Origin of the sequence: Corynebacterium sp. CCUG 51687, from assembly GCF_024453995.1 — a bacterium.
Lineage (GTDB): Bacteria > Actinomycetota > Actinomycetes > Mycobacteriales > Mycobacteriaceae > Corynebacterium > Corynebacterium pseudogenitalium.
Genome location: NZ_JAGPYT010000003.1, coordinates 25192 through 46948, shown reverse-complemented (window position 1 = coordinate 46948; position 21757 = coordinate 25192). Strand labels below are relative to the sequence as shown.

The window sequence follows — 21757 nt, the reverse complement described above, 5'->3', positions numbered from 1 at the left end:
TATCTTAGCCATCAACCTCCGGTAGGCGCGACCGGTTAGAAAAGCTTGGACGCAATCTCCCACTCGCCGCGCATCGCTTCGACGTTCTTGTCGATGCGCTCGCGCTGGAAGTCGCTGATCTCCAGCCCCTCGACGACCTCCCACTTGCCATCACGGCCAATCACCGGGAAACCGAAGAGCAGCCCCTCCTCGACGCCGTACTGGCCGGTGGAAGGCAGCGCTGCCGTCGTCCACTTGCCGTCGGTGCCATTGACCCAGTCACGCATGTGGTCAACCGCCGCGGAAGCAGCGGACGCCGCCGAGGACTTACCGCGAACCTCGATGATTTCACCACCGCGCTTGGCAACGCGCGGGATGAACTCGTCGACGTACCAATCGCGGTCCAGCTTGTCGGCAATCTTCTCGCCGCCGACCTCAGCGAAGGTCACATCCGGGAACTGAGTATCCGAGTGGTTGCCCCACACCACCATCTTTTCAATTGTCGACGACGGCACCTCCAGCTTCTGGCCCAGCATGGACAGTGCGCGATTCTGGTCCAGTCGCATCAAGGCATTGAAGCGCTCGGCAGGGACATCCGCCGCGGCCTTCGCAGCGATGCGCGCGTTGGTGTTCGCCGGGTTGCCCACGACAAGCACCCGGATATCGTCCGCAGCGCCAGCGTTGATGGCCTTACCCTGCTCGACGAAGATCTTGCCGTTCGCGGTGAGCATGTCCGCGCGGGACTCACCCTTACCGCGTGGCTTCGCGCCAACCAGGAACGCGGCGTTTGCGCCCTCGAATGCCTTGAACTGGTCATCGGAAACGTTGATGCCAGTCACCAGTGGGAAGGCAGAGTCGTGCAGCTCCATCGCAGTACCCTCCGCCGCGCGGACAGCTGCCGGGATCTCGAGCAGCGTCAGCTCGACCGGCTGATCCGCACCGAAGACGTCGCCGGAGGCAATACGCCACAGCAGGGAGTACGCAATGTTGCCTGCTGCGCCGGTGACAACGACTTTAACGGGAGTGGAAGAATGGTGTGACATAGAAAAACCTCGGGTCAATAGTGTGCGGTACCTGACATTCAAAGTATAGGTAGTACAACCGACGCACTACCCCCGAAATCGTGCATACCCTCCCCCCTTTAGGCCTAAAAGGCATAGTAAGGCAGACAAATTCCCGTTTTGCACGGTGCAAATTCTCAAATGGGGGCATCATAGAGAAAAGTAGATGTCACCAATGAGCCAACATTCACGCATGCGTAGTAATTCAGGAGCGGATACAACGATGGATTTCCCCACCGACCCCACCTCGGCGAGTATCAAAGCACCTGAACCAGATATCAACGCAGAAATCGACAGTGTTGTTGACATCGCCCTCGACATGTTCGCCCGCGGTGGCTTCTCCCAAACAAAGCTGGGTGCCATCGCGAAGGAAACCGGCATGTCGAAAAGGATGATCCATTACCACTTCAGCGACAAAAAGGGCCTCTACGCAAAAACGATCAGGCGCGCGCTCGACCGCCTGGCTCCACCCGAAGAGATCCTGCAGCGCTCCTACGCAGTCCCGGTTGACGGCATGCGCCGCTTCGTAGACAGCATGTTCCACTCCTTCCAGGAAAACCCCGAGGCAGTTCAGCTGCTCATTCGTGAGCGGCTCGAGCCGGTCCTCGAGGACGCCTCAGCGGACATTGTGCACGGCCGCAGCGAGATCACGCTGCACGTCGAGCGCCTCCTGCTCGTGGGCCAGGACGCCGGCGCCTTCCGGCCGGGGATCTCCGCCGATGACGTACTCGCGCTGCTCACGGCGCTGAGCACGCTGCGGGTATCGGGCAACGCGGCGTCGATAATTACGAGCCACCTCGACCTCGACGAGCCGCGAAACGTCGAAGGGATGCGGCGCATGGTTATTGATACCGTGCTGGCGTTTTTGACATCCAACATCGCGCCTTCGGGCTACGAAAGCTACCTCGAGGCCACTCCCCTGCCGGACAGCGAAGGCACCGGCGCCAGCGACGACCTCTACGACATCTACTAGCTGCGACTCGGCAGCCTTACGCCGAGCGCTGCCCTTCCGCTTCCACGAACTGCGGCTCTGCAGCGCCCCGCACCACGTCGCCGTTGATGACGACTTCGCTGACGTTCTCGCGGTCGGGCAGGTCGTACATGATGGGCACGAGCACTTCCTCCATGATGGCGCGCAGGCCACGGGCGCCAGTGTTGCGCTCGGCAGCGCGGTCCGCGATCTCCTCGAGGGCGTCCTCGGTGAGCGTGAGCTGGGCGCCGTCCATCGAAAAGAGGCGGCTGTACTGCTTCACCAGTGAGTTCTTAGGCTCGGTGAGTACGCGCACCATGGCGTCGCGGTCGAGGTTCTCCACGTTCGCAATGATCGGCAGGCGCCCAATGAACTCAGGGATGAGGCCGAACTTCACCAGGTCACCCGGCTGCACCTGCGCCAGCATGTTGGCTTCGTCGCGCTCCTGCTTCGAGTCAATCTCCGCCCCGAAGCCGATGCCCTTCTTGCCCACGCGCTCCGCAATCACCTTGTCCAAGCCCGCGAACGCACCGGCGACGATGAACAGGATGTTCGTCGTATCAATCTGGATGAACTCCTGGTTCGGGTGCTTGCGCCCGCCCTGCGGCGGCACGGACGCGACCGTGCCCTCCAGGATTTTCAGCAGTGCCTGCTGCACGCCTTCGCCGGACACGTCACGGGTAATCGAGGGATTCTCGGACTTGCGGGAGATCTTGTCTACCTCGTCGACGTAGATGATGCCGTGCTGCGCCCGGTTAACGTCGAAGTCCGCGGCCTGCAGCAACTTCAGCAAGATGTTTTCGACGTCCTCTCCGACGTACCCCGCCTCGGTGAGACTGGTGGCGTCGGCAATTGCGAATGGCACGTTGAGCATCCTGGCAAGCGACTGCGCGAGGTACGTCTTGCCGGAGCCCGTCGGCCCCAGCAGCAAGATATTCGACTTCGCGATCTCCACTTCCTCATCACGCTTGCGGTTCGTTACATTCTCCGACTCCGCCCGGATGCGTTTGTAGTGGTTGTACACCGCCACCGCGAGCGTGCGCTTCGCCGAGTCCTGCCCGATGACGTACTGGTCCAAAAACTTGGTGATCTCACTTGGCTTCGGCAGCCGATCCGCAGCCTCATCCTGCTCAGCCTGCGCCCCGCCGAGTTCTTCCTCGATGATTTCGTTGCACAGTTCGATGCACTCGTCACAAATGTAGACTCCGCCACCGGCAATAAGCTTGCGAACCTGCTTCTGCGTCTTGCCGCAAAAGGAGCACTTCAACAGGTTTGAGGTGTTTTGGGATGTTGCCATAGATGCGTTGGACTCCAGCTTCTTCGTCTCGCCTAAGGGTTGACCTTAGAGCTTAGCGGGTGCGTCAAACTCACACACTCTCGCACGTTGTCGCGCATCGTGGCGATCAAGGGCACAATGGAGCGCATGACGCATATACATACTGTGGAATACGGCAATAAAGACAACACCAGCACCGTGGTGCTGCTCTCCTCCATCGCGACGACGCACGAATCCTGGTCCAAGCAGATTCCTGAACTGGCGAAGCACCACCGTGTCATCGCGGTCGATCATCGCGGGCACGGCGGCTCCGACGTCGCCCAGGTAGCTCCCGGCTCCGCAACCGTGAAGCTGCTTGCGCAGGATATCTTGAGCGCACTCAACCGCGAGGGGGTCGACCGCTTCAGCGTTGTCGGCCTCTCCCTCGGCGGCGCCATTGCGCAGTATCTTGCGGCGTACAGCGGGCGCGTGGAGAAGGCTGTCTTCGCTTGCACCGCGACTTACCTCGGTGGCAATGAGCAGTGGGACGAGCGCACGCGCATCGCACGGGAGGAAGGCATGGGCCCCATTGCCGACATGCTCATTCCTAACTGGTTCACCCCAGCATTTATCGACGCCCACCCAGGGGAAGTCGAGCGCATCCACGACATGGTCAGCGCCATCGACCCCGAGGGTTACGCCCAAAACGGCGATGCCTTGGCAAAGTGGGACTTCGCTTCCCACCTGGATCAGATCACCTGCCCAGTGCTGACCATCGCGGCCACCGGCGACGCCGGTACCGGTCCGGACAAACTGGCCGAAATCGCCGACGGCGTCGCAGGCCCCGTGGAGTCTGTGGTCATTGAGCCGGGCTCGCACCAGGTGCCCATCGAGAACCCTGCTCCGTTCAATGAAGCGCTGCTGAAGTTTTTGGGCTAAGATTTGTCGGCTACGCTAGACGCAGAAGTCTGTCAGAAAGGATCCCCTAGTGATGAACACCCGGCCCAAACTTGTGCTTGCCGCACTCTTGACGTGCACGACGCTGTTGGCCGGGTGTAACTCGTCGCCGGAGGATCGTTTGGCGGAGCCTGAGATCTCGTTCCCGGCGAAGGAGACGTCGACAAGCCCGGCGCCCGACGATGATGACGAGGACGCGACCGAGACCGAGACGTCCACCTCGACAAAGACATCGACGAGTACCTCGAAGAAGAGCTCAAGCTCGTCTAGCTCCTCGAGTTCTTCGAAAAAGTCGAGCTCTTCTGCCTCCTCTAGCGATGATGACAGCGACGAGCCCGCGCCAGTACAGCCTGCCGAGCCCGCCCCTCAGAACGGCGCAGCGTGCGCGTGGCCGAAGCAAGGCCAGCAGTCAGCGAGCGACGAATACAGCACCTTCTGCGACGGCGACTGGGCCCGCACCGTGATGCCGAACGGCCAGGAGTACTTCTGGGCCTCCAACGGCAACTCTTGGGCATCCGTTGACCCCGTCGGCGAGCACGAAGGCAACGCCTGCTGGGACCGTAAGGACTTCGCCTCCGCGCCGGCCGCGGTGCGCGACGCGGTCCCGTACTGCCCTTAAGCCTGCAGTACCTCCGCTGGCTTCTCGACGACGACCGGCTTCGCGGCCGGCGCACGCAGGCCTACCAGGGCGACCGCACTCAACACGAACACGCCTGCCGCAACGATGTAGAGCCCACGTGGCCCCAGCCCGGCCTCGGCGAGGTAGCCGATGAGCAGTGGTCCGCAGACCGAACCAACTCGCCCCACAGCCAACGCCACTCCAACGCCGGTCGCCCGCAAGTGCGTCGGGTAGGACGCCGGAGTCACGGTGTACATGCCGGTAACACACGCGTTCAGCAACATACCAACCAGTACGCCCAGCGGGAACGCCACCAACGACGCGCCCGCGGAGAAGATGAAGGCCACCAACGCGCCCGCGCCACCGATGGCGAAGGCGATGAGCAGCACGCGGGCGTCAACACGCGTGGTAATCACTCCGAAGATCAGCGAGCCGATCGTGCCGCCGAACGCGATCATGATGCCGCCGAAAATACCCTGCTGCGCGGACAGTCCCAGTTCGTTGAGCAACTTGGGCGTCCAGGAATTAGCAAAGGCAAAACCAAAGCTGATCAGCGAGAATGCAATCCAGATCCGTACAGTCGTCGACAGCCATACTGGGGAGACGATTGCGCGCAGGGCGCCCGAGGCGGAAGCCGGGGCGCTCGTCTGGGCCGGAACCACTGCTCCCCCGTGTCCAATACGGCGTGCGATACGCTCAACGCGCGCAGCGTCACCACGGCTTGCGAGCACGTCCACCGACTCCGGCAGCAACGCCGTTGCAAGCACCAGCGCCACGGCAGACAGAGCCGCGCCCACGAAGAAGATCCAGTGCCAGCCGTGGCTCTCCACAACCTTGGACGCCAGCACGCCGCACAGCGTCGCTCCAACGCCGTACCCCGACGCGTAGACCGCCATCGCCAGCCCACGGAACCGGTCGTTAGAATACTCACTGACCAGCACCGTCACGCACGCGAGCACGCCGCCCACGCCCACACCAGTGACGAAGCGCCACGCGATAAACGCCGCGGTACTCCCCGCGAAGCCCGACAGGAGCAGGCCCACGGTATCAATCAGCAGCGCCACAAGAATCACGTTTCGACGCCCCCATCGATCCCCCGCAGGCCCAAAGACCGCCGCGCCGACACCAACGCCGAGCAGCGCCGCCGACAGCACCCAACCCAGCAGGGACGAGCCGATCGCGAACTCCTCCGCCAGGTGCGGCGCCGCAAATGCGGTTGCGACGAGGTCATAGCCGTCAAGGGCGTTCAAATAGGTAATGACGGCAATGATCAGCCACTGGTACGGGCTCATCGGCCGAGTGTTAATGGAGGTTCTAATATCCACCGCGGTCTTTCCTTTATCTTCACGTGTCGTGTTTTCGCAGATGTGTGAAGAATGTACCGCACGGTCTGTCTATTCGCGCCCTTTTATTCACGCTTGGTCAAGCACACAAAAAGACGCCACCCGGTTACCCTTGGTGGCGTCGAAAAGCGATCAGAAGTTAGCCGTTCAGCTTGCGGTAATCAAAGACCTGGTCGATGATGCCGTACTCGACAGCTTCCTGCGCGGTAAGGATCTTGTCGCGATCCGTATCGATGCGGACCTGCTCCGCAGTGCGACCGGTGTGGTGCGCGAGTGTGTCCTCCATCAGGCGACGCATGCGCTCGATCTCATTGGCCTGGATCTCGAGGTCAGAAACCTGGCCCTGGGTGCCCTGCGTCGCCGGCTGGTGAATCAGCACACGCGAGTTCGGTAGCGCAGCGCGCTTCCCCGGCGCACCTGCGGCAAGGATAACCGCCGCAGCGGACGCAGCCTGGCCGAGGCACACCGTTTGCACGTCCGGGCGGACGTACTGCATCGTGTCGTAAATCGCCATCAGCGCGGTAAACGAGCCACCCGGCGAGTTGATGTACATCGTAATGTCGCGGTCCGGGTCCTGGGACTCCAGCACCAGCAGCTGCGCCATGATGTCATTCGCGGAAGTGTCATCGACCTGGGTGCCCAGGAAGACGATGCGCTCCTCGAAAAGCTTGCCGTATGGGTCGATCTGCTTCGTGCCGAAGGAAGTCTCCTCCAAGAACTGTGGCAGCACGTAGCGGGAGGAAGGCATTTGGAAAGACATACGTAAATTCTCCTGTCTACTTAGTTGCTGATCGAGCCCTGAGCGCTCTCGATAACGTGGTCCACGATGCCGTACTCCATCGCCTCTTGGGCCGTGAACCAACGGTCACGGTCGGAATCCTTCGTAATCTGCTCGAAAGTCTGGCCGGTATGCTCAGCGATGAGCTGGGCCATCTCGCGCTTCGTCGCAGCGAACTGCTCAGCCTGAATAGCAATGTCGGCAGCAGTACCTCCAACGCCTGCGGACGGCTGGTGCATCATAATCCGAGCGTGCGGAAGCGCGTAACGCTTGCCCTTCGTGCCGCCGGAAAGCAGGAACTGCCCCATCGACGCCGCCAAGCCCATGCCGTACGTAGCAATATCGCACGGCGAGTACTTCATCGTGTCATAAATCGCCATGCCGGCAGTCACGGAACCACCCGGGGAGTTAATGTACAGCGAAATGTCGCGAGTTGGATCCTCCGCGGACAGCAGCAAGATCTGCGCGCACAGCTTGTTCGCAATTTCGTCGTCAACCTGCTGGCCCAAGAAAATAATGCGCTCGCGCAGCAGGCGCTCATAGACAGAATCACCCAAGTTCATGCCCTGCGATGGGGATGTCATAAAAATGGCTCCTTCGTGGTTCAAACTCTTTTATGTAGCGTCAACAATGCCACCACCCTACTCCGATAGTCCACTTTGCACGGGGTTGTTCGCTGATGGCGTACACGTACGTTGTGAACCCGTAGTGAATGGCGAAACGCCCCGGCGTAGGCGCAACGCGTGCGCATCGCCGGGGCGTTTCAACTCAAGATTTAGTCTTCGGAAGCCTCTGCTTCTTCCTCTTCAACCTCACCGAAGTAATCGTTCGGGTCGACGGTCTCGCCCTTGTCGTCCTTCACGGACACGCGGCAGATCGCGGTAGCGAGTGCCTTGCCACGGCGGACGTCTGCGAAGAGGTTACCGATCTGGCCTGCCTGCTGCAGCTGCGCCACGAACTGGTTCGGGTCCATGCCGTAGGACTGCGCGGTGAACAGGATGTGGTCGGTCATCTCCTGCTGGGAAACCTCAGGCTCCTCCTGGTCAGCAACAGCGTCCAGGAACAGCTGGGTACGGACAGCGGACTCAGCCTGCTCGTGGTTCTTCTTGTCGAACTCCTCGCGGGTCATGCCCTGTGCCTCGAGGAACTGTGCGACAGCAGCCTCGTCGTGTGCCAGCTGGCCGAGCATCTGGTGGAGCATGTTGTGCTCCTGCTCCTCGACGATGGACTTCGGAAGCTCGAACTTGGTCTCCTCGAGCGCTGCCTTCAGTACCTCGTCGCGGATGTCAGCTGCCTGCTGGGTCTTCTTGTCCTCAGCGAGCTGCTCCTTGGTGGATTCACGCAGCTCCTCAGCGGTGTCGAACTCGGAGGCCATCTGAGCGAACTCGTCGTCAAAGTCAGGAAGCTTGCGCTCCTTCGACTGCTGGACGTGTACCTTGATGGTGGCTTCCTTGCCCTTGTGCTCGCCGAACTCGATCGTCGCTGTGAACTCGTTGTCCTCGCCGGTCTTCATGCCGCGCAGCGCGGTGTCGAGGCCCTTGATCAGGTCGTCCGAGCCGATCTGGTAGGTCAGGCCCTCAGTGGAAGCCTCCTCGACCTTCTCGCCGTCAACCTCAGCGTGCAGGTCGATGACTGCGAAGTCGTCGGTCTTCATCTTGCGCTTGGTGTCCTTGAGCTCGCCGAAGCGCTCGCGGAGCTGGTCGATCTCCTTGTCGACGTCCTCGTCGCTGACCTCGAGGGCCGGAACAGTGACGTCAATCTTGGAGAAGTCAGGGACAGTAATCTCTGGGCGAACGTCGACCTCAGCGGTGAACTCGACGACGTCGTTGTCCTCGATCTTGGTGATGTTGATCTCTGGCTGACCGATCGGGTTCAGGCCATTTTCCAGGACAGCCTTCTCGTAGCGGGTTGGCAGCATGTCGTTGACAACCTGCTCCAGGATCGGGCCACGGCCGAAGCGGGCGTCGATCAGCTGGCGAGGAGCCTTACCGCGACGGAAGCCAGGAATGTTGACCTGCTGCGCAATTGACTTGTACGCCTGGTCGATTTCCTTGCCGAGCTCATCGAAAGGAACGCTGACGTCCAACTTGACACGAGTCTCACTGAGCTTGTCGACGGAAGTCTTCACGGATTACTCCTGTAATTAATCGGGTAAATTGTACGGATATGTAAACAAGCCCGCTATTTCTAGCGGGCTTGTTGATGTCGGGGCGACAGGATTTGAACCTGCGACCCCCTGCTCCCAAAGCAGGTGCGCTACCAAACTGCGCCACGCCCCGCGAATGATTGCTCATTGCGACGTTGGCAACTATAACCATGCCCCAGAGCAATACGCAAATCGACAGTTCAACACTACTTTTGGGCTATATTCACAGAAACAAAAACGCGGCTACACATCTCGTGCAACCGCGTCTTCCGCTTTTATCATTTGGAGGGAATGACGGGAATCGAACCCGCGTCTTCAGCTTGGAAGGCTGAGGTATTAGCCACTATACGACATTCCCACTTCACCAAAAGGTGATGGGCGCAAGTGTAACCCACCGCCGACTTTGAGACAAAACCACCCGCTTAGCGTGGAACTTTCTCCCAACCACGTGCGTTGCACGTTGTAAGTACTGATAATTTGTGGCCGATCCCGAAGGAGCTTTCCCTCACTATGAACCTCATTTTGATCCTCGCTATCGTTGGCGCCGCGGTGTACCTGATAAAGAGTCGCCAGAATGGCGCGACCAACCAGCGCGAACAGCTCCAGCTCGAGGACGCGATTGCGGACGCACGCCGCTGGACAGAGCGACTTGGCTCCCAAGTCCTTACTATCTCCGGTACCGACGCTGCTTCGACCCAGGCGATGGCCGACGCCTCTGAACGCTACAACGCAGCAAGTGGCGCGCTGGGCCAGGCGACCACACCGAAGCAGGCCATGCTCGCTCGCGAATCTGCCCTGGAGGGGCTGCACTATGTCAACGCAGCGCGCGAAATCATGGGCATGCCCGCGGGCCCAGAGCTTCCGGAACTGGAAGGCCAGCGTAGCGCGGGCCGGGTGACCGAGGAGCGAACGATCCGCCAGGAAGACGGCACCACCGTCACCGCATCCCCGTACGCTTCTGAGCGCACCCCGAACTACTACCCTGGCGGCGTTGTCGCCGGCCGCCCAGTACCGGCCGGCTGGTACTCCACCGCCTGGTGGGCGCCAGCGATGATGACTGGCATGTGGGCTGCAAGTTCGATGATGTTCTACTCCGCGATGTTCGCAGGTATGGCCGGCACGCCATCGCCAGAGGCCTTCGCAGCGGGTGACTTCGGGGACGCCGGCGCAGGCGACTTCGGCGATATGGGAGATGCTGGAGACATCGGCGATGCCGGGGAGATGGGCGACATGGGCGACGCCGGCGGCGAGGGCCTGTTCGGTGACGGCGGCCTCTTTGGGGATGGTGGTGGCTTCGACTTCGGGGGATTTGACTTTTAGTCCAGGCCAGTGCGCTAGAATGCCTACCGTTTAGCACCCCACCGCTGAAGGAGCGTTTCGTGAACATTGCAGTGTTGCTCAAGGAAGTCCCGGATACGTACGGCGACCGCGACCTGAATCTGGAAACCGGCCTGACCGATCGCTCCGGTGATGTCGTCGCTGACGAGGTCTGCGAACGCGCCGTCGAAGCCGCGATGCGACTCAAGGAGGCCCGCGGCGACGAGGAAACCATCGTCGACCTCATTACGGTAGGGCCAGAAACAGCGCATGCCAGCGTGCGCAAGGGCATCGCGATGGGCGCGGATGATGCCTACATCATTGCCGACGACGCGCTCCTCGGCGCGGACGTGACGCTGACGGCAGAAGTGCTCGCGGCGGCACTGCGCAACAAGGACTACGACCTGGTTGTGCTCGGTACCGCGTCCTCTGACGGCGGTGGCGGCGTCATGGCTGGACTGCTCGCAGAGATGCTCGGCTGGCCCGCCATCGCCAACGCGACCGAGGTCACGCTCAACAACGACATGGTGACTGCGACGCAGGTCAGCGATCACGCCACGCTCACCCTGGAGGCGCAGCTCCCGGCGCTGGTCGCGGTCTCGGACGAGTACCCGGATGCCCGCTTCCCGAACTTCAAGGGTCTGATGGCGGCGAAGAAGAAGGAACTGCACACGCTGACGCTGGCGGAGCTCGGCGTCGACGCGGAGGATTTCGCACGGCCGCGGGCGATCATGGTGGACGTCGAAAAGCGTCCTGCGCGTGAGCGCGGCGAGATCATTGACTACGGCCCGAACGCTGTGGGCCAGCTGGTCGACTTCCTTGCAGAGAAGCACTACATCTAACCCGCCGAACGAAGGATACTGACATGGCAACCTCTCCCCGCACAGTTTTGGTCGTGCTCGACGCGACGCACGACGACCAGCTCGACTCCACCGCCGCCGAACTCATCGGCGCAGCCGCGCCTCTGGGTACCCCGGTGGTGCTGACCACCAACCCAGCACACGCCGAAGCGCTCGGCGAGCTCGGCGCAGCCGTGGTGCTGACCACTAACGTTGACGCGCAGCAGCAGGCAGTCCCACTTGTCGACGCCGCCGAGGCCGCGTTCAACGCCACCGACCCGGCAGCCGTGATCCTCGCCCACTCCGTCCGCGGCCGCGACGTCGCGTCGCGCCTGGCCGTGCGCAAGGGCAAGGCCCTGCTCACCGACGCGATTGATGTCCGCCGAGACGACCAGGGCATTGTGACGGACCACGAGAACTACGGCGGCGCCTACACCGCAACCGCTGCAGCGACCCACTCGGCGCCAATTATTACGGTGCGCATCGGCGCGATCGATCGCCGCGCGGATGCGACGACGCCCGAGGTCCACGAGTTGGATGTCACCGCCTCCGGGATGCGCGCCGCGACGGTGACTTCGGTGACGCCGGTGGTGCGCACCTCGACGCGCCCGGAGCTGCTCACCGCAGATCGCGTGGTTGCAGGAGGCGTTGCTTTGGGCGACGCGGACATGTTCGAGCACCTCGTGGGCGGGCTTGCCGACGAGCTCGGCGCCGCAGTCGGCGCGACCCGCTCCGCTGCTGACGAGGACCAAATCAGCCACGACGCCCAGATTGGGCAGACCGGCATCGTGGTCAGCCCGAAGCTCTACATCGGCATCGGTATTTCCGGCGCTGTGCAGCACCTCGTGGGCATGCAGACAGCCGACACCATCATCGCGATCAACAACGATGAGGACGCTCCGCTGTTCGATATCGCGGACTTCGGCATCATTGGCGATCTCTTCGACGTGGTGCCGGAACTCATCGAGCAGATCGCAGCTCGCCGCAGCACGGAGGCGTCCGAGTAATGCAGGTGCACCTTCGTCGTGGCCTGCCCCGCGTAGCGAGCGGCCAGCCGTGGCCACCAGTTGATGAGGTCGCGCTCGAACCCGACCCGGCCGTGAGCGGCGATCTGGTCGGAGCTCAAGCGGCTCCGGCCCCAGCGCAACCCGAAGGCGTATCGACGCCCCTCCGTCGCGGCCTGCCTCGTACCCCGAGCGGCCAGCCATGGCCTCCTACAGACTCGGTCGCAGTCGCTGCGGACCCTGCCGTGCAGCAGGTGTTCCCAGCGGCTGCAGAACGCGCTGCCGCCGAACAGCCCGCGGAAGAGCAACCAGCTGGCCCGCTCACCACGGTCGCCGTGCGTCAGGGCCTTCCGCGTACTGCCGGGGCTGGCCCGTTCCCGCCTGTCGCCAGTGTCGACGTCCCAGAGGACCCCGCTGTGGCGGTTCCTCCGCTCTACGGCGCAGCGGCGCAGGCTGCAGAACAGGCACCGGAACAGGTACCGGCAGTCGAGTCCACGCCGGAGCCGGCACAGCCCGAGCGGCTGGAGCCGGCGGCACAGCCCGTGCCTGCGCCGACTCAAACTCCATCGCGTCGCTGGTGGGCGTACGGTGGCGTCGCGCTGCTCGCTGCGGTCGTAGTCGCGGTCCTGGTGGCGCGCTGGTTCGTCGGCACCCCGACGGGCAGCAGCTTCATCGAGCGCTACACCGGCCAGCAGCCGCTGCCAGAAGGCGCACCCGTTGGCCTGCCGGCATGGTTGGGATGGTCGCACTTCTTCAACATGCTGTTCATGGCGCTCATCATCAAGACTGGTATGACCGTGCGCCACGAGCGCAAACCCGAAGCCTATTGGGCGCCGCGCACAAACCCCAAGAAGAAGATTTCGCTCACCCTGTGGCTGCACCTCACCATTGACGTGCTGTGGGTGGCACTCGGCGTGGCCTTCTACATCGTTCTGTTCGCCACCGGTCAGTGGATGCGCATCGTGCCCACGAGCTGGGAGGTCATCCCGCAAGCGGTCTCCGCGGGGATCCAGTACCTCAGCCTGGACTGGCCGACGGAAAACCCGTGGGTGCACTACAACGCGCTGCAGGAGCTGTCGTACTTCGCGGTGGTGTTCCTCGCCGCGCCGCTGGCGATCCTCTCCGGCGCTCGCATGAGCGAGTGGTGGCCGAAGTCCTGGTCCTTCTTCTCGCTGAAGGCTGCACGCGCTATTCACTTCCCCACCATGCTGTTCTTCGTCCTGTTCACCGTGGTACACGTCTTCCTGGTGCTCACCACGGGTCTGCGCAGGAACATGAACGCGATGTTCGCTGCCTCCGGCGACGTCGACCCAGACGTGTACGGCACGAGCTGGACTGGCGTCATCCTGTTCCTCGTTGCGGCAGCCGTGATCGCGGTGGTGTGCAGGCTGGCTCGCCCCGCGCTGGTAGCCCCGGTGGCGCAAGCGACTGGCAAGGTGACAAGCCGCTAAAGTAAAGCGCATGGTACCCATGTTTGCGCTTCACGACGGCACATCAATCCCCCAACTCGGCTACGGCCTCCACCGCGTAGATCCGCAGGAGGCCGAGCGACTAGTCAGCGAAGCGTTGGAAGCCGGTTACAGGCACTTCGACACCGCACACATTTATGGGAACGAAGAGGGCGTCGGCAAGGCAATCGCGAAGTCGGGGATCCCGCGCGAGGAGCTGTACATCACCACGAAGCTGTGGAACAACCGCCACCACGATGCCCCGGCGGCGCTCGAGGAGTCGCTAGAGAAACTCGGTCTTGACCACGTGGACCTCTACCTCATTCACTGGCCGCTGCCCGGACAGGGCGCATACGTGGATGCGTGGAAATCCCTCATTGAGCTCCGCGAGGCTAAACTCACCACCTCCATCGGCGTCTCAAACTTCCTGCCAGAGCACATTGAGCAGATTGAGATGCACACCGACGTCACCCCCGTGGTTAACCAGGTTGAGCTGCACCCGCTGTTCCAGAACTGGAAAGAGCTCGACGCGATGCGTGTGCACAATATCGCCATCGAGGGCTGGGCTCCGCTCGGCGGCGGCGCCTACGACCTGACGGACTTCCCCGAAATTACCGACGCCGCCGAGGCGCACGGCAAAACGCCAGCGCAGGTGGTGCTGCGCTGGCATCTGCAGAACGACGTGATCGTGTTCCCCAAGACCACGTCCGCGGAGCGGATGCGTGAAAACATGGACATTTTCGACTTCACGCTCAGCCCCGAAGAAATGTCCGCCATCGTCGCGCTCGACGAGGAGGAGTTTGGGCGCCACGGCCCGCACCCCGCGGACTACGAAGAACTGGGCTAGATAGCCGGGGCTTCGCCCGTCTCCTCGTACTTGGACAGGATGTCGATGCGGCGCTGGTGGCGCTCCTCGTTGCTCCACTCCTGACCAATGAACGCGTCGACGATCTTCAGCGCTTCTTCCTCGGTGTGCATGCGCCCACCGATACCGATGAGCTGCGCGTTGTTGTGCTCGCGTGCCAGGCGCGCGGTCTCCTCAGACCACGCCAAGGCGCAGCGAGCGCCCTTCACCTTGTTCGCGGCGATCTGCTCACCATTGCCAGAGCCGCCCAGCACGATGCCGAGGGAGCCTTCGTCCGCTACCGTCCGCTCAGCTGCGGCGATGCAGAACGCTGGGTAGTCGTCGAGGGCGTCATACTCGTGCGCACCACAGTCGATGACTTCGTGGCCCTGCTTTTCCAGGTGGGCCTTAATCTGATTCTTTCGTTCGAAACCGGCATGATCTGCCCCAAGGTAAATTCGCATGCGCTCTACCCTACCTTCCTGCTAGCTCACCTGCGGCGGTTCCGTGCGGGAACGCTTCAGTTCGAAGAAGTAGGGGTATTCGCTCAGTGCCAGGGAGGCGTCGAAAAGCTTGCCTGCCTCCTCACCCGTTGGGACGCGGGTGATGACCGGCCCAAAGAATGCGGTGTCTCCGAGCTTGACCACCGGGGTGCCCACCTCGTCACCGACGGCGTCCATCGCACCCTGGTGGTAGGTGCCGAGCAGCTCGTCCATCTCGTTGGTGTTGGCAAGGTCGGCGTAGCTGGCGTCGAGACCTACCTCTTCGAGTGCTGCCGCGATGATCTCGTCGTAGGCGCCGTAGCCCTTCTTGCCGCCCTGCTCCCCGGCGTGAATGGCGGTGCCCATCGCGGTGTAGAGCGCGTCGATCTTCTCTGGGTGGTCGCGCTTCACCGCTGCGAACACGCGCGCGGGACCCCAGTTGGCCTCCATCATCTTGGCGTAGTCGGCGGGGATGTCGCGGCCGTCGTTAAGAATGGACAGTGACATCGGCACCCACTCGACCGTGATGTCGCGGACCTTTTCTACTTCCTTCATCCAACGCGAAGTGAGCCAGCAAAATGGGCAGCTTACGTCGAACCAAAAGGTAACTGGTGCAGTCACAGAATCATTTCTCCATTCGTTCCGGAAATTATGCAGCCACCATAGCGAAAAACACACAGGTACGGCGAGTATGTTGGAGGACATGAAGACAAACCTCAAGCGCAGCGACGCACAACTTCGCGCACAACTTATCTCAGATGTCCATTACGATATTGCGCTCGATGTCAACGGAGCAGAGCAGTTCACGTCGACCACCACGGTCACGTTCCGCTCGGGCGCAGGCGAGACGTTCTTCGATCTGGTCGCCGACGAGTTCTCCGCAACGCTCGACGGCACCCCCGTCGACGGCCGCACCCTCACGCTCACCGAGGGCGAGCACACCTTAGTTGTCGACGCCACCATTACCTACAACCACACCGGTGAAGGCCTACACAAGTTCGTCGACCCCGTGGACGACAAGGAATACCTCTACACCCAGTTCGAACCCGCGATGGCGATGAAGGTGTTTGCCTGCTTCGACCAGCCGGATATCAAGGCCACGTATAAGATTTCTGTCGACGCGCCAGAGGCCTACACGGTCGTACTCAACGAGGAAGCGTCGCGTGAAGGCAACGTGTGGTCCTGCACCATTGATTACCCACTGTCGACGTACCTGGTGGCAATCTGCGCCGGCGAGTACGAGTTCGTCGAAGACGAGTACGTCGACGATCTGAAGCGTATCCCGCTTCGCATCTTTGCCCGCGCCTCACTCATGGAGCACCTCGACGCTGAACGATTGTTCCGCCAGACGAAAGACGGCTTCGCGTACTACCACAAGAATTTTGCGATTGCGTACCCGTTCGGCAAGTACGACCAGATTTTCTGCCCCGAGTACAACATGGGCGCAATGGAGAACGCCGGCGCGGTGACGTTCCGCGATGAGTACGTCTTTACTTCCGAGCCAACCCCGTATCGCCTCGAGCGCCGCAACGACACGATCCTGCACGAGATGGCGCACATGTGGTTCGGCGACCTCGTCACGATGCAGTGGTGGGACGACTTGTGGCTCAACGAGTCCTTCGCGACCTGGTCCGCAGCCATTGCCCAGACCGAAATCGGTGAGTACCCGAATGCGTGGACGACGTTCGCGGCCGTCGAGAAGGCATGGGCCTACCAGCAAGATCAGCTGCCGACGACCCACCCAATCGCCGCTGACGCCCCGGACATCGAGACCGCCGAGCAGAACTTCGACGGGATCACCTACGCCAAGGGCGCGTCCGTGCTGAAGCAGCTGCAGGCATACGTTGGCCGCGACGAGTTCTTCGCGGGCGTGCGCGATCACTTCAACAACCACAAGTTCAGCAACGCTTCCTTCGACGATCTGCTGGGCGCGTTGGAGAAGTCGTCGGGCCGCGATTTGAGCGAGTGGTCCCAGCAGTGGCTGCGCACCACCGGTGTGTCCACCCTTCGCCCCGAAATCACTGAGGATTCCTTCGCAGTCGTGCAGGAATCCGATGTGCTGCGCACCCACCGGGTCGGCATCGGGCTGTACAAGCTTGACGGCGACAAGGTCGTGCGCACCCACCACGTAAAGGTGGACATCGAGGGGGCTCGCACTGAGGTTCCCGAGCTCGTCGGCATCGACCACGACCTCGCGCTGGTCAACGACGAAGACCTCACGTACTGCAAGATGCGCCTCACGCCGGAACACACTGAGTTCGTTCTGGAGCACATCGGGCAGATCGAGGACCCACTTGCGCGCACCCTGTGCTGGTCATCCCTGTGGGAGGCTGTCCGCGACACGCTGCTGCCAGCGCGCAAGTTTGTGATGGCTGTGGCCAACTTCAGCCGCCTCGAAGACCAGCCGAGTGTGCAGGAGCGCCTCCTCGCGCAGGCGACGCTGGCGGTCAAACAGTACGTGGCGTGGTCCTGGCAGCGCACCGGCTTCTACATGCTCAGCGAGGCATTCCGCGGCCAGGAGCCTGCAGGTATCTACCAGCGCGCGCTCGCCCGCCTGCAGCCTTCGAAGCAGAACACGACGTACTTCCACGAACTCCTACAGTCGCTGGATAACCAGGAGATTCGCTGGCTCGTGCTCACGAACCTCGTCGCAGGCGGCGCCATGCTGGCCAAGACCGCCAAGAACGAGGAGGATCCGTCCTCCGAGGGTGCGCTGTCGCGCCTGCGCATCGACGCTGTCACGAACAAACAGTGGGCGTGGGATGAGATCGTTAGCGGTACACGCACAAACCTTGAGGTGCGCTTCCTTATCGACGGCCTCACTTTCACCAGCGAGGGCTTGGACGGCTTGAGCGAACGCTACTTCGAGGTCGCGCCCGAGCTGTGGAACAAGCTGACGAACGAGATGGCGCAGAATACGCTCGAGGGCTTGTTCCCGCTGTGGGACATCTCGATCGCCACGGTTGAGCGTGCCGAAGCGCTCCTTGCGCGGGAGGACATTCCGGCGGGCCTGCGCCGCATCGTTTCGGAGGGTAAGGCCCGCGTGGAGCGCGCGCTGCGCAACCGTGTTGGTGACGCAGGCGCGGAAGGCGCAGCGAAAACGCTGCGCTAGAGGCTAGAGCTCCTCGACGATGCGGATCTGCGCCGCATCCGTGCGGGTCACGATAGAGGCGAACATGACCAATGTTTCGCCCTCGTAGAGCTTGCGCGTGATGCGGTGCACCGGGGTGTTCGCCGCCAAGGAGAGGCTCTCGCGCTCCTTATCGGTCGGGTTGGCCGGGAACAGGATGTCCTCGCGGCGCAGGTGAGGAGTCACGCCACCCAGGTCGGTACGCTGGCCACGTGCGTAGTCGACGGAGCTACGGCTGTACTTGGACTCATAACCGGGACGAACGTACGTGGTTTCAGCGAACACCGGGTTACCGTTGGCAAAGTGAACGAGCTCGCTGGTGAGCAACTTATCGCGGGAGTCTACGCCGAATGCAGAGACGACGATCTGCGGTGCGGGCGCAGCGGTCTCCGAAATCAGTTCGGAAGAGACGTCCAGACCATGCGCGATAAGCTGCTCCGTCAGCGATACCTTGCCCGTCAAGTCGATGATCGGAGGTAGCGCGCGTACGAAGGTGCCTCCGGTGCGGCCACGCTTACGCTCAATAATTCCCTCGAGTTGCAATAGGTCCAGTGCATGGCGCACGGTCATGCGTGCCACCCCGTACATGTCTACAAGTTCGCGTTCTGGGGGTAGCTTGTCGCCGGGTTCGAGCTCGCGCGATTCGATCTGGCTCCGCAGAGCGTCAGCAATCGCTACATACGCTGGCTTTTTCGCCATAAATTCCTCCTATTTTTGCGGCTGCGTTTAGGTTCACTGCCGCCCGCCCATAACTCCAGGTGTGACGCCAAAAGGTACAACACCAAAATCTCAGTTGTTTCTAATATAGTTCATTGGACCATAAAAGTACCTAACAATAAATTTGAACAAAGTGCGCGACACTTGACACGTCCATAAATTGCAAAGTCATACTTTCAGTTGAACCCTATCGACGTGCCAAATTCAGGAATCTCCAACGCCAATTACAACATCGCCCAAGCCACGGCCAATACCCCCATTTGCGGTAACCCGGGTGCTCGACGGCTGCTCGAGACGTAGCGCGTAAACTAGAGCACAATGTTTTCTCTTACGCAGTTTTCTCTTACGCAGTTTTCTCCATCAGTCTTAGCCAAATCCGTGAGCGTTCCAGATGTCGACGAAGCCGTCGACTCCGTCACCTCGTGGTGGAATGACCCCGCCACGCGAGACATCTTTGTGACCCGCCCCCTGTGGATCCTGGTCATCCTGGCCATTGCCCTTGTGTTGCACATCGTGGTGCGCAGAATCATTACGAAGGCCGCGAACAACGCCATCAACTCCTCCAGCGCGGCTCTCCCCTTCCGCCGCCGCGCTGGCGCCGTGAAACCCGACACTGCGCATTCGCGCTCGCGGGAGCAGCGCCGCCAGCAGCGCATCCTCACGCTGGCGAACGTAGGACGCTCCGCGGCAGCAATTGTGATTTGGGTGTGGGCGGTCCTCGCGGTGCTCGACCAACTCGGGGTCAACGTCGCCCCGCTCGTGGCCTCTGCGGGCGTCGTCGGCGTCGCCCTCGGCTTCGGCGCGCAGTCCCTTGTGAAAGACTTCCTCAGCGGCATCTTCATGTTGCTGGAAAACCAGTACGGTGTCGGTGACGTCATCGCGGTCAACGACATTGAGGGCACTGTAGAGCACGTCACGATGCGCATCACCACCGTCCGCGATATTGACGGCACCCTCTGGTACGTCCGAAACGGTAACATCGATCTGCTTGGCAACCAGAGCGACGTCTTCTCCGTTGCCCGCCTCGAGATCCCTGTTTCCATCCAGGCTGATCCGGAGCAGGCAGCCAGCGTCGTCGAGGCCGCAATGCAGGACGCAGTGACGCGCCCCGAGATCAAGGACAAACTCGTCGGTGAGGCCACCATGCTGGGCATTTCCAAGTTCGACCCGGAGTGCGCAACCCTGCGCGTGATGGTCAATACGCTGCCTGGCGAGCAGTGGGGCGTCTCCCGTTTCATGACCGCGGTCATCCTCGAGGCGCTTCACACGCACGGCGTGCCGCTGCCTGGCACGGAGCCGACCTACATCCGACACCTGGACCGCACCCCTGGAGGCGAGAACAACGATGCAGATCAGCAATAGCAACGAGGCACAGCAAACGCTCTACGAAGCCGTCGGCGGCGAGGAGTTCTTCCACACGCTCGTGCACCGCTTCTACGCCCAGGTCAAAGAAGATGACCTCATCGGCCCCATGTACCCCGACGAGGACTGGGAAGGCGCCGAATCCCGCTTGCGTTGGTTCCTCACCCAATACTGGGGCGGGCCACGCACCTACCAGGAGCGCCGTGGCAACCCAATGCTGCGCCGCCGCCACTTCCCGTTTGCAATCGGGGAGGCTGAGGCGGACCGCTGGCTCGAGCTGATGGGCAAGGCAATGGCCGAGTTTGACGACGCCACCCTGCCCCAGCCCTACCGCGCCGCCATGTGGAATCACATGCAGCGAGTCGCGTACATGATGATCAACCAGGGCCCGCGGTCATACGAATAGGCTCAGCGACTTGCTGTGGTAGACGGTGCCGAAGGGGGCGTCGATACGCACCCACCTGCCTGCGCTCGAAACCCGCAGGTAGCGAGGCACTTCGACCGGGGCTTCGAACCCCGGAATGAGCCCAAGCGAGGTGCAGGTAAACACCGCACGCATGGGTATTTCAAGTTTCGGGCCGCGGTCGTCCGCGTCGACGGTGATGACCACGGCGTCGAGAAGTGAAACCGGCGGGCCGAGCGGGCCCGCGAACTGGCGCGCAAGGTTTCGGCCTTCGTCGGCGAGCTGACGCGCTGTAGAAATAGGCACCTCTTCGCGCAGCACGAACCCTTGCGCCGGTGGCAGTGCCCCAGGCCAGTTCTGATCCTGCGCCGCGCCAAGTGTTCCCGTCGCAGTTTCGAGTGCCTCGAGAACCCGGCGCGCAGGCACCACCGCACCGTCGCGGGAGATAGTTCCGCGGACCCGGCGCGAGGCGACGCAGTCGAACGGGGTGGTGACAAAGACATCGACGTCGTGTTCCCCGACTCGCTGGAACCGCGCGTAGGCGTCATCCTGGAGTGCGAGGGCGCGCTGCAGCAGGGCGCGCAGTCCGCGCTCCCCCTGCTCAACAACAAGCGTTTCGGTGGTAGCCACCTATGCCTGCCCCAGCTCGTCGTCACCGTCGAGCGTTGTGTAGGCGCGGGCAAGGATGCCGAGCTCCTGCGAGGTGATTGCTCGCGGGCTCGCCGTCCGTTTATCCACGGTGACCTGTACGCAATCAATCACGCAACAGACGCTGCCTTGTGCGTCCTTGATCTCCTGACGCGTCGTAAAGGACGTGTTGCCGAGGTGGATCACCTGCGTATCAACGGTCACTGCCTGCGTGTTCGGCAGCACTGGGCGAACGTAGTCCGCTTCGATGCGCCGAACGAACACCACAAACTCGTACCCCTGAGACTCGAAGAACTCCTGGGCAAACGCGAGTCGCGCCTGCTGCGCGATCTCGATGTAAGCCGAGTTTGTCACATGGCCGTACCGGTCAAAATCGTTCCACCTCAGCGAGATGGAGTGCGTGTGAATCCTGCCGCGCATATTCTGTTCCGACATAGCCATTTCCTACCTTTTCC

22 protein-coding genes and 2 tRNA genes are annotated in these 21757 nt (G+C 62.0%); 11 read left to right on the top strand and 13 right to left on the bottom strand.

Annotated features, from left to right (window positions below; translation table 11 throughout):
• Positions 1-35 precede the first annotated feature (35 nt).
• Positions 36-1022, bottom strand: coding sequence for a malate dehydrogenase (locus KBX13_RS03860; protein WP_070362033.1), 987 nt, complete (start codon positions 1020-1022; stop codon positions 36-38).
• Positions 1023-1215: 193 nt separating this feature from the next.
• On the opposite strand from KBX13_RS03860, the gene KBX13_RS03855 reads away from it, so the two are divergent.
• A complete protein-coding gene (locus tag KBX13_RS03855) occupies positions 1216-2013 on the top strand; it encodes a TetR/AcrR family transcriptional regulator (RefSeq protein WP_083290888.1) in 798 nt (265 codons plus the stop codon).
• Positions 2014-2029: 16 nt separating this feature from the next.
• Here the strand turns inward: KBX13_RS03855 and clpX are convergent, their stop codons facing one another.
• Entirely contained in the window at positions 2030-3307 is a 1278-nt protein-coding gene (gene clpX / locus KBX13_RS03850; RefSeq protein ID WP_070362031.1) for an ATP-dependent Clp protease ATP-binding subunit ClpX, read from the bottom strand.
• A gap of 87 nt (positions 3308-3394) precedes the next feature.
• Here clpX and KBX13_RS03845 point away from each other — a divergent pair, with 87 nt between their 5' ends.
• Together KBX13_RS03845 and KBX13_RS03840 are read left to right on the top strand one after the other, a co-directional pair.
• The gene (locus KBX13_RS03845; RefSeq protein ID WP_252931358.1) at positions 3395-4204 is read left to right on the top strand and encodes an alpha/beta fold hydrolase; all 810 of its coding nucleotides are present in this window, start codon (positions 3395-3397) and stop codon (positions 4202-4204) included.
• Positions 4205-4253: 49 nt separating this feature from the next.
• Positions 4254-4841: a hypothetical protein gene (locus KBX13_RS03840; RefSeq protein ID WP_177224295.1), complete on the top strand. Its 588-nt coding sequence runs from the start codon at positions 4254-4256 to the stop codon at positions 4839-4841.
• Here the strand turns inward: KBX13_RS03840 and KBX13_RS03835 are convergent.
• The 6 genes from KBX13_RS03835 to KBX13_RS03810 form a co-directional block, all read right to left on the bottom strand.
• Positions 4838-6133 (bottom strand): MFS transporter, encoded by a 1296-nt coding sequence (locus KBX13_RS03835; protein ID WP_255365826.1) that lies wholly within the window; start codon positions 6131-6133, stop codon positions 4838-4840. The two genes, KBX13_RS03840 and KBX13_RS03835, sit on opposite strands and share 4 nt — an antisense overlap.
• A 190-nt stretch (positions 6134-6323) precedes the next feature.
• Positions 6324-6944 (bottom strand): ATP-dependent Clp protease proteolytic subunit, encoded by a 621-nt coding sequence (locus KBX13_RS03830; protein WP_070362028.1) that lies wholly within the window; start codon positions 6942-6944, stop codon positions 6324-6326.
• Positions 6945-6964: 20 nt separating this feature from the next.
• Positions 6965-7546, bottom strand: a complete 582-nt coding sequence (locus KBX13_RS03825; RefSeq protein ID WP_070362027.1) for an ATP-dependent Clp protease proteolytic subunit — start codon at positions 7544-7546, stop codon at positions 6965-6967.
• Positions 7547-7737: 191 nt separating this feature from the next.
• Entirely contained in the window at positions 7738-9090 is a 1353-nt protein-coding gene (gene tig / locus KBX13_RS03820; protein WP_070362026.1) for a trigger factor, read from the bottom strand.
• Positions 9091-9167: 77 nt separating this feature from the next.
• A tRNA-Pro gene (locus KBX13_RS03815) sits at positions 9168-9241 on the bottom strand.
• 150 nt (positions 9242-9391) lie between these two features.
• A tRNA-Gly gene (locus KBX13_RS03810) sits at positions 9392-9466 on the bottom strand.
• A 152-nt stretch (positions 9467-9618) separates the two neighbouring features.
• On the opposite strand from KBX13_RS03810, the gene KBX13_RS03805 reads away from it, so the two are divergent.
• From KBX13_RS03805 to KBX13_RS03785, 5 genes are read left to right on the top strand one after another with little or no spacing between them, the layout of a single operon-like run.
• The gene (locus KBX13_RS03805; protein ID WP_070362025.1) at positions 9619-10428 is read left to right on the top strand and encodes a hypothetical protein; all 810 of its coding nucleotides are present in this window, start codon (positions 9619-9621) and stop codon (positions 10426-10428) included.
• 59 nt (positions 10429-10487) lie between these two features.
• The gene (locus tag KBX13_RS03800) at positions 10488-11267 is read left to right on the top strand and encodes an electron transfer flavoprotein subunit beta/FixA family protein (protein WP_070362024.1); all 780 of its coding nucleotides are present in this window, start codon (positions 10488-10490) and stop codon (positions 11265-11267) included.
• A 23-nt stretch (positions 11268-11290) separates the two neighbouring features.
• Positions 11291-12271: an electron transfer flavoprotein subunit alpha/FixB family protein gene (locus tag KBX13_RS03795; RefSeq protein ID WP_070362023.1), complete on the top strand. Its 981-nt coding sequence runs from the start codon at positions 11291-11293 to the stop codon at positions 12269-12271.
• Positions 12271-13719, top strand: a complete 1449-nt coding sequence (locus tag KBX13_RS03790) for a cytochrome b/b6 domain-containing protein (RefSeq protein WP_256020787.1) — start codon at positions 12271-12273, stop codon at positions 13717-13719. The genes KBX13_RS03795 and KBX13_RS03790 overlap by 1 nt, the downstream gene beginning before the upstream one ends.
• A gap of 10 nt (positions 13720-13729) precedes the next feature.
• On the top strand, positions 13730-14563 hold the full coding sequence (locus KBX13_RS03785; RefSeq protein ID WP_256020785.1) for an aldo/keto reductase: 834 nt from the start codon (positions 13730-13732) through the stop codon (positions 14561-14563).
• Here the strand turns inward: KBX13_RS03785 and KBX13_RS03780 are convergent.
• Both KBX13_RS03780 and KBX13_RS03775 read right to left on the bottom strand, forming a co-directional pair.
• Positions 14560-15024: a ribose-5-phosphate isomerase gene (locus tag KBX13_RS03780; RefSeq protein ID WP_070362021.1), complete on the bottom strand. Its 465-nt coding sequence runs from the start codon at positions 15022-15024 to the stop codon at positions 14560-14562. The two genes, KBX13_RS03785 and KBX13_RS03780, sit on opposite strands and share 4 nt — an antisense overlap.
• 21 nt (positions 15025-15045) lie before the next feature.
• Complete coding sequence (locus KBX13_RS03775; protein WP_070362020.1) at positions 15046-15663, bottom strand: DsbA family protein; 618 nt, start codon at positions 15661-15663, stop codon at positions 15046-15048.
• An 82-nt stretch (positions 15664-15745) separates the two neighbouring features.
• On the opposite strand from KBX13_RS03775, the gene pepN reads away from it, so the two are divergent.
• A complete protein-coding gene (gene pepN / locus KBX13_RS03770; RefSeq protein ID WP_256020784.1) occupies positions 15746-18154 on the top strand; it encodes an aminopeptidase N in 2409 nt (802 codons plus the stop codon).
• Between the two features lie 3 nt (positions 18155-18157).
• Here pepN and KBX13_RS03765 read toward each other — a convergent pair whose 3' ends face one another.
• Positions 18158-18871 (bottom strand): GntR family transcriptional regulator, encoded by a 714-nt coding sequence (locus KBX13_RS03765; protein WP_256020782.1) that lies wholly within the window; start codon positions 18869-18871, stop codon positions 18158-18160.
• 396 nt (positions 18872-19267) lie between these two features.
• Between KBX13_RS03765 and KBX13_RS03760 the strand changes: the two genes are divergently transcribed.
• Positions 19268-20251, top strand: a complete 984-nt coding sequence (locus KBX13_RS03760) for a mechanosensitive ion channel family protein (protein WP_256020780.1) — start codon at positions 19268-19270, stop codon at positions 20249-20251.
• The gene (locus KBX13_RS03755; RefSeq protein WP_070478425.1) at positions 20235-20657 is read left to right on the top strand and encodes a globin; all 423 of its coding nucleotides are present in this window, start codon (positions 20235-20237) and stop codon (positions 20655-20657) included. The genes KBX13_RS03760 and KBX13_RS03755 overlap by 17 nt, the downstream gene beginning before the upstream one ends.
• Here the strand turns inward: KBX13_RS03755 and KBX13_RS03750 are convergent.
• On the bottom strand, positions 20646-21284 hold the full coding sequence (locus KBX13_RS03750) for a hypothetical protein (RefSeq protein WP_256005403.1): 639 nt from the start codon (positions 21282-21284) through the stop codon (positions 20646-20648). The genes KBX13_RS03755 and KBX13_RS03750 overlap by 12 nt on opposite strands.
• A complete protein-coding gene (locus KBX13_RS03745; protein WP_071573570.1) occupies positions 21285-21737 on the bottom strand; it encodes a thioesterase family protein in 453 nt (150 codons plus the stop codon).
• Positions 21738-21757: the final 20 nt, after the last annotated feature.